Genomic DNA, 7246 nt, shown 5'->3' on the forward strand with positions numbered 1-7246 from the left:
GCGGCGACGCACCCGGGCTCCGCGCCCGGCACGACCCCGGCCGGCGTCGAGGCCGCGGTCGTCGACGCGCCGGACGCCCCGAGCGCCCGCACCACCGCCGCCGGCGCCGCGCTGCAGGTCGGCACCATCGTGAGCGTCAGCTACGGATCCTCGCTCGCCGGGCTCGTGATCCCCGCGGTCGGCCCCGTGCTGGTCGTCGCCGCGCGGCAGGTGATGATGGCGGCGCTCGTGCTGCCGGTGGCGCGGCCCCGGATCCACCGGATGACGCGCGCCCAGCTCGTGCCCGCCGTGATGCTCGGCCTCGCGCTGTCGCTGATGAACCTCTCCTACTACGCCGCCGTCGACCGGCTGGGGCTCGGCATCGCCGCGACCATCGAGTTCCTCGGCCCGCTGTCGATCGCGCTCATCGCGTCCCGCCGCCTGCTCGACGCGGCGTGCGCGCTCGTGGCGGCCGCGGGGGTCGTCGTGCTCACGGGCCTCGAGGGGCGGATCGACGTGTTCGGCCTCGTCTGCGGCGCGACCGCGGCCGTCACCTGGGCCGGCTACATCGTCTTCACTCGCCGGGTGGCGGAGCGGCTGCCGGGCCTCCAGGGGATCGCGGTCGCGAGCATCGTGAGCCTGGTCGTGCTGGTGCCGTGGGCGCTCCTGACCCTCGACGTCTCCGCGATCGACGGGCGGATCCTCGGGCTGCTCGTGGCGATCGGCCTGCTGTCGTCCGCCGTGCCGTACTCGCTCGACACCGTGATCCTCCGCCGCATCACCCCGCGCCTGTTCGCCGTGCTCACGAGCCTCAGCCCGGTCGTCGCGGCGATCCTCGGCGTGATCGTGCTGCGCGAGACGCTGTCGCCGATCCAGCTCGGGGCGATCGTCGTGGTGTGCGTGGCCGCGGGGGTCGCGATCGCGACGCGCGCGCCGGCCGGACCGGCGTCGTCGCCCCGCCGCAGGACGCGCTCGCGCCCGGCCGCGTCGTAGGGCGGCCGGGCGCGGATCCGATCGACGCGGAGAGCGGTCAGCGCGCCCCGAGCTCCGTCAGCACCTCGGCGAGCTGGCCCACGGCCCAGACGAGGTCGTCCTCCTCCACGACGATGGGCGGCGCGAGCCGGATCGTCGAGCCGTGCGTGTCCTTCGCGAGCACGCCGCGCTCGGCGAGCCGCTCGCAGACCGCGCGACCCGTGGCGAGCGCCGGGTCGATGTCGATGCCGGCCCAGAGGCCGCGGCCGCGCACCTCGAGCACGCCGTGGCCCACGAGCTCCTGGAGCCGCGCGTGCAGCACCGCGTCGAGCCGACGCGCGCGCTCCTGCGGCTCGCCGGTCGCGAGCATGTCGACGACCTCGTGGCCCACGGCCGCCGCGAGCGGGTTGCCGCCGAACGTGGATCCGTGCTGCCCCGGCTGGATCACGCCGAGCACGTCCGCGTCCCCGACGACCGCGGAGACGGGCACGATGCCGCCGCCGAGCGCCTTGCCGAGGAGGTACAGGTCCGGCACGACGCCGGCGTTGTCGCACTCGAAGGTGGCGCCCGTGCGGCCGAGGCCCGACTGGATCTCGTCCGCGATCATCAGCACCCGCTCGCGGGAGCAGATCCGCCGCACGTCGGCGAGGTACCCCTCGGGCGGCACGACGATGCCGGCCTCGCCCTGGATCGGCTCGACCAGCACGGCGACCGTGTCCTGGTCGATCGCGGCCTCGAGCGCGGCGGCGTCCCCGTACGGCACCGTGACGAACCCGGGCGTGAACGGCCCGAAGTCGGCGCGCGCCTCCTCGTCGTCGCTGAAGCTCACGATGGTGGTGGTGCGGCCGTGGAAGTTGCCGGCCATCACGATGATCTTCGCGCGTCCCGCGGCCACGCCCTTCACGCGGTAGCCCCATGCGCGGGCGACCTTGATCCCGGACTCCACGGCCTCCGCGCCCGTGTTCATCGGCAGGACCATGTCCTTGCCCGCGAGCTCCGCGAGCGCCGTGACGAAGGGCCCCAGCTTGTCGTTGTGGAACGCGCGGCTCGTGAGCGTGATCCGCCCGAGCTGCTCGGTCGCGACCCGCACGAGCTCCGGGTGCGAGTGCCCGAAGTTCACGGCCGAGTAGGCGGCGAGGCAGTCGAGCAGGCGCCGGCCGTCGAGGTCGGTGACCCACGCGCCCTGCCCGGACGCGACCACGACGGGCAGCGGGTGGTAGTTGTGCGCGGCGTGCGCCTCCTCGGCGTGGATCGCCAGGGCGCCGGCCTCGGAGGCGGCGGGGCGGTCGATGGTGTCGGTCATGGGCGTCGCCTTCGTCTCGTCGATCACTGTCGCAGCTCGAGGGTGCAGCACTTCACGCCGCCGCCGCCGAGCAGCAGCTCGGAGAGGTCGACGCCGATGGGGTTGTAGCCGCGCTCGCGCAGCGACGCCTCGAAGCCCACGGCCTTCTCCGCGATGACGACGTTGTACCCGTCGCTGTAGGAGTTGAGGCCGAGGATCGACGCGTCCTCCGCGCTGACCTCGACCGCGTCGGGGAAGCGGCGCTCGATCTCGTCGAGGCTCCTGGCGTCGAAGGCGCTCGGCAGGTACGCGATGTTCGTGTCGTCGAGCACCGCGATCGCGGTGTCGAGGTGGTAGAAGCTCGGGTCCACCAGGTGCAGGGTCACGACCTCGCGGTCGAAGATGCGGGCCACCTCGGCGTGGCTGGTGCTGTCGCTGCGGAAGCCGGTGCCGGCGAAGATCGTGTCGCCGACGAGCAGGATGTCGCCCTCGCCCTCGTTGATCTCCTCGGGCACGCGCACGTCGAAGCCGGCCTGGCGGAACCAGTCCATGTACGCGGGGCCCTCGGGCTGGCGCTCCGCGTGCTGGAAGGCCGCGCCGTACGCGATGCCGTCGAGCGTGAAGCCGCCGTTGGCCGCGTAGACCATGTCCGGCAGGCCCTCGATGCCGTCGATGAGCTCGACCTGGAAGCCGAGGCCCACGTACGTGTCGTACAGCGTCTGCCACTGGCGGACGGCGAGCGACGTGTCGGTCGGGATGGCGGGGTCCATCCACGGGTTGATCTTGTAGACCACGTCGAAGTGGTCGGGCCGGCACATGAGCACGCGCTTGGCGACGGGGGTGCGGGCGGACGCTGCGTCCGCGGGTCGGGAGAGGGTGGAGGGCATGGTGCTCCTGCTTCGTGCGGCGCGCCTCGCGGCGCGGTCGTGGAGGCGGACGATGTCCCAGAGCCCCGAGGGGACGCCTTCCGGACAGCCTGGCACGCGGATCACGCTCGTTCATCCCGGCGCCACGCGGATTCCGCGCGTCAGGCCCCCGGTCGGCGCACGATCCCGCCATAGGCTCGGAGCATGGACAACCTGGACCACCGGATCATCGACCTCCTCCGCCAGAACGGGCGGGCCGGCTACGGCGACATCGGCGGGACGGTGGGCCTCTCGGCCAGCGCGGTGAAGCGGCGGGTCGACCGGCTGGTGGCCGACGGCGTGATCCGCGGCTTCACCATCCAGGTCGACCCTGCGGTCGACGGCCTCAGCACCGAGGCCTACGTGGAGCTGTTCTGCCGCGGGACGGTCGCGCCCGACGAGCTGCGCCGGATCCTGCAGGGCGTGCCCGAGGTCGTCGACGCGGGCACCGTCACGGGCGACGCCGACGCCATCGTGCGGATCCGCTCCCGCGACATCCCGAGCCTCGAGGACGCCCTCGAGAAGGTGCGCCTCGCCCCGAACGTCGACCACACGCGCAGCGCGATCGTGCTGTCGCGGCTGGTGAACCGGACGCTGGAGTAGCGGCGGGCGCTAGGCGAAGAGCGCCACCAGGATCACGACGTAGATGACGACGAAGAGGGCCGGGATCACGTAGCGGATCAGGTTCGTGAGGCCCTCGGAGGCGACGACGGCGCGGGCCGCGTGCGAGGTCGCGCCCTGGTCGCGGAGGTCGCGGGCGATGGCGATGGCCTGCGAGTTGACGGAGAACTGGACGGCGGATCCGAGCACGCCCGTCGCGAGGAGGATGAGCGCCGCCGCGAGGCGCGTGCCGAGGTCGGCGTCGGCGAGGCCCGTGCGGAGCAGGACCACCGTGGAGGTGAGCAGGAAGATCGGGCCGAGCTGGCTCGTGATCATCTGCTTGCGGGCGCGCGACCACATCGTGATCAGCTCGAGCTCGGACATGCGGATCCTCCCGTCGGCGGCCGATGCGCCGCTCCCCCATCCTCCCCCTCCCGGACGTGCGCGAGCGCCCGCCGCCGTGCATGTCGCGCCCGCCGGCCATCCCCGCCTCGCTAGCCTCGGCCCATGGATCCCGCGCCCGGCTACCGCATCGACCCGGGCTCCACGACCCCGCCCTACGAGCAGCTCCGCGCGGAGGTCGCGCGCCGGGCCGCCGACGGCGAGCTGCCGATCGGCGCGCGGCTGCCGACCGTGCGGGCGCTCGCGGAGCAGACGGGCGTCGCGGTGAACACCGTGGCGCGGGCGTACAAGGAGCTCGAGGCCGACGGGGTGATCGAGACGCGCGGCCGCGCCGGGTCGTTCGTCGCCGCCCAGGACGAGGTGCCGCAGGCGCTCCGGGCGGCGGCCGTCGCGTACGCGCAGCTCGCGGGACGGCTCGGCGTGGCCGACGACGAGGCGCGGCGCGTGGTCGACGAGGCGCTCGCGGCCGGCTGACGGATCCCGCGGGCACGGCGGCGACGCCGGGTCGCCGCGCGTCCACCTCCCGTTCACCCCGAGGCCCGACAGTACGCACGCCGCACGATCCGAACGGAGACCACATGCTCGAGTCCTCCCCGGAGGCGGCGACGCCGCACGACGACGCCCAGCGCGTGCTCGACCGGGCCGACGCCGTCACGGCACCGCGGACGCTGGTCGACGTGCTCCGGGCGACGGTCGCCGCGCACCCCGACGCGTCCGCGATCCAGGACGCCGACGGCGCCCTCAGCTACCGCGAGCTCATGGCGCGCGTGGTGCAGGTGGCCGCGTCGCTGCGGGACGCGGGCGTGGGGAAGGGCGACCGGGTCGGGATCCGCATGCCGTCGGGATCCCGCGACCTCTACATCACGGTGCTCGGCGTGCTGGCGGCGGGCGCCGCGTACGTGCCCGTGGACGCGGACGACCCCGACGAGCGCGCCTGGCTGGTGTTCGGCGAGGCCCGAGTCGCGGGCGTCGTGACCGGCACGGGCGAGTACGCGCCGCGCGTCGCGGACGCCGCCGAGACGGCCGATGCTGCCGCGCTCCGCATCCTCCCCGCCGCCGCCGCGCACGCATCCACCTCCGCGCTGCCGCTCGTCGCGCCGCCCGCGCCCGAGGACGACGCGTGGATCATCTTCACCTCCGGATCCACCGGCACCCCCAAGGGCGTCGCCGTCTCCCACCGCTCGGCCGCGGCCTTCGTCGACGCGGAGGCGCGCCTCTTCCTCCAGGACGAGCCGATCGGCCCGGGCGACCGCGTGCTCGCGGGCCTATCGGTCGCGTTCGACGCCAGCTGCGAGGAGATGTGGCTCGCCTGGCGCCACGGCGCGTGCCTCGTGCCGGCGCCGCGGAGCCTCGTCCGCAGCGGCATGGACCTCGGGCCCTGGCTCACGACGCACGGCGTGACGATCGTGTCCACCGTGCCGACGCTCGCGGCGCTGTGGCCCGCGGAGTCGCTCGAGAACGTGCGGCTGCTGATCTTCGGCGGCGAGGCGTGCCCGCCCGAGCTCGGCCAGCGCCTCGCGACCGACGGGCGCGAGGTCTGGAACACGTACGGCCCGACCGAGGCCACCGTCGTCGCGTGCGCTGCCCCGCTCGGTGGTCCCGGTCCCGTGCGCATCGGCCTGCCGCTCGACGGCTGGACCCTCGCGGTCGTCGACCCCGAGGGCGCGCGCGTGCCCGAGGGCGGCGTGGGCGAGCTGATCATCGGCGGGGTCGGGCTGGCCCGCTACCTGGATCCCGCCAAGGACGCCGAGAAGTACGCCCCCTTCCCCGCGCTCGGCTGGGACCGCGCCTACCGCTCGGGCGACCTCGTGCGCTTCGAGGCGGAGGGCCTCGTCTTCCAGGGCCGCGCCGACGACCAGGTGAAGGTCGGCGGCCGGCGCATCGAGCTGGGCGAGATCGAGTCGGCGCTGCAGGCGCTCGACGACGTGCAGGGCGCGGCGGTCGCGGTGCAGACCACGGGCGCGGGCAACCCGGTGCTCGTCGGCTACCTCGTCCCACGGGATCCCGCGACCTTCTCGCGCGAGGACGCCGTGCAGCGCCTCCGCGTCGCGCTGCCGGCCGCGCTCGTGCCGCTCATCGGCGTGGTCGAGTCGCTGCCGACGCGCACGTCCGGCAAGGTCGACAGGGCCGCGCTCCCCTGGCCGCTCCCGGGCGCCGCGGGCGACGACGGCGCCGACCTCGACGCCGAGCTGCGGCCGCTCGCGGAGATGTGGTCGGCCGCGCTCGGCACGCCCGTCACGAGCGCCGACGCGAACTTCTTCGACCTGGGCGGCGGATCCCTGTCGGCCGCCCAGCTCGTAGCGCGGATCCGCGCGATCGACCCCGAGTTCACGGTCGCCGACGTGTACGCGCACCCGCGCCTCGGCGCGATGCAGGCGGCGATCGCCGGGCGCGCGCCGCGGGCGGAGCGCAGCGGGCCGCGCGTGGACGTGACGCCGACGCCCCGCCGCACGCAGTGGATCCAGACCCTCCTCGGCGCGCCCCTGCTCGCCCTGCAGAGCCTCCGCTGGCTCGCGCTGCTGCTCACGGCGAGCGCGCTGCTGCGCCCGCTCGGCGGATTCGACGCGCTGCCGTCCGTCCCGCTCTGGCTGCTGATCCCCGGCCTCCTCCTCTTCGCGACGCCGTTCGGCCGCATGGCGATCTCCGCCGTCGCCGCGCGCCTGCTCCTCCGCGGGCTCCAGCCGGGCGACCACCCGCGCGGCGGCCGCTGGCACCTGCGGATCTGGCTGGCCGAGCAGATCGCGCAGCAGATCGGTGCGGTCGGGCTCGCGGGTGCGCCGTGGATCACCTACTACGCGCGGGCGCTCGGCGCGCGCATCGCCGACGACGTGGACCTGCACACGCTGCCGCCCGTCACGGGCATGCTCCGCATCGGCCGGGGCGCGTCGGTCGAGCCCGAGGTCGACCTCTCCGGATACTGGATCGACGGCGACACCGTGCGCGTCGGCGCGATCCGCATCGGCGCGGGTTCCACCGTCGGCACGCGCTCGACGCTGCTGCCGGGCACGCGCATCGGCAAGGGCGCGGAGATCGCGCCGGGCTCGGCCGTCTTCGGGCGCGTGCCCGCGGGCCAGCGCTGGGCCGGGTCCCCCGCCGCGCGCGAGGG

At 74.9% G+C, this 7246-nt stretch carries 7 protein-coding genes; 4 read left to right on the forward strand and 3 right to left on the reverse strand.

Annotated elements, in window-relative coordinates; translation table 11 throughout:
• The coding region (locus tag DZG00_RS10210; RefSeq protein ID WP_199689810.1) for an EamA family transporter at positions 1-972 on the forward strand (972 nt) is incomplete at its 5' end.
• A gap of 37 nt (positions 973-1009) precedes the next feature.
• Here the strand turns inward: DZG00_RS10210 and rocD are convergent.
• Both rocD and ddaH read right to left on the reverse strand, forming a co-directional pair.
• Positions 1010-2254, reverse strand: coding sequence for an ornithine--oxo-acid transaminase (gene rocD, locus DZG00_RS10215; protein ID WP_233549192.1), 1245 nt, complete (start codon positions 2252-2254; stop codon positions 1010-1012).
• Between the two features lie 23 nt (positions 2255-2277).
• Complete coding sequence (ddaH, locus tag DZG00_RS10220) at positions 2278-3120, reverse strand: dimethylargininase (protein ID WP_119383078.1); 843 nt, start codon at positions 3118-3120, stop codon at positions 2278-2280.
• A 183-nt stretch (positions 3121-3303) separates the two neighbouring features.
• Between ddaH and DZG00_RS10225 the strand changes: the two genes are divergently transcribed.
• Positions 3304-3741, forward strand: a complete 438-nt coding sequence (locus tag DZG00_RS10225; RefSeq protein ID WP_011931848.1) for an Lrp/AsnC family transcriptional regulator — start codon at positions 3304-3306, stop codon at positions 3739-3741.
• Positions 3742-3750: 9 nt separating this feature from the next.
• Here DZG00_RS10225 and DZG00_RS10230 read toward each other — a convergent pair whose 3' ends face one another.
• Entirely contained in the window at positions 3751-4122 is a 372-nt protein-coding gene (locus DZG00_RS10230; protein WP_119383339.1) for a hypothetical protein, read from the reverse strand.
• Positions 4123-4245: 123 nt separating this feature from the next.
• Here DZG00_RS10230 and DZG00_RS10235 point away from each other — a divergent pair, with 123 nt between their 5' ends.
• Positions 4246-4614 (forward strand): GntR family transcriptional regulator, encoded by a 369-nt coding sequence (locus DZG00_RS10235; protein ID WP_119455591.1) that lies wholly within the window; start codon positions 4246-4248, stop codon positions 4612-4614.
• Between the two features lie 104 nt (positions 4615-4718).
• Positions 4719-7246 (forward strand): non-ribosomal peptide synthetase (locus tag DZG00_RS10240; RefSeq protein WP_119455592.1); only part of this gene is annotated, 2528 nt, incomplete at its 3' end.

This window comes from Clavibacter lycopersici, from assembly GCF_003576405.1.
GTDB lineage: Bacteria > Actinomycetota > Actinomycetes > Actinomycetales > Microbacteriaceae > Clavibacter > Clavibacter lycopersici.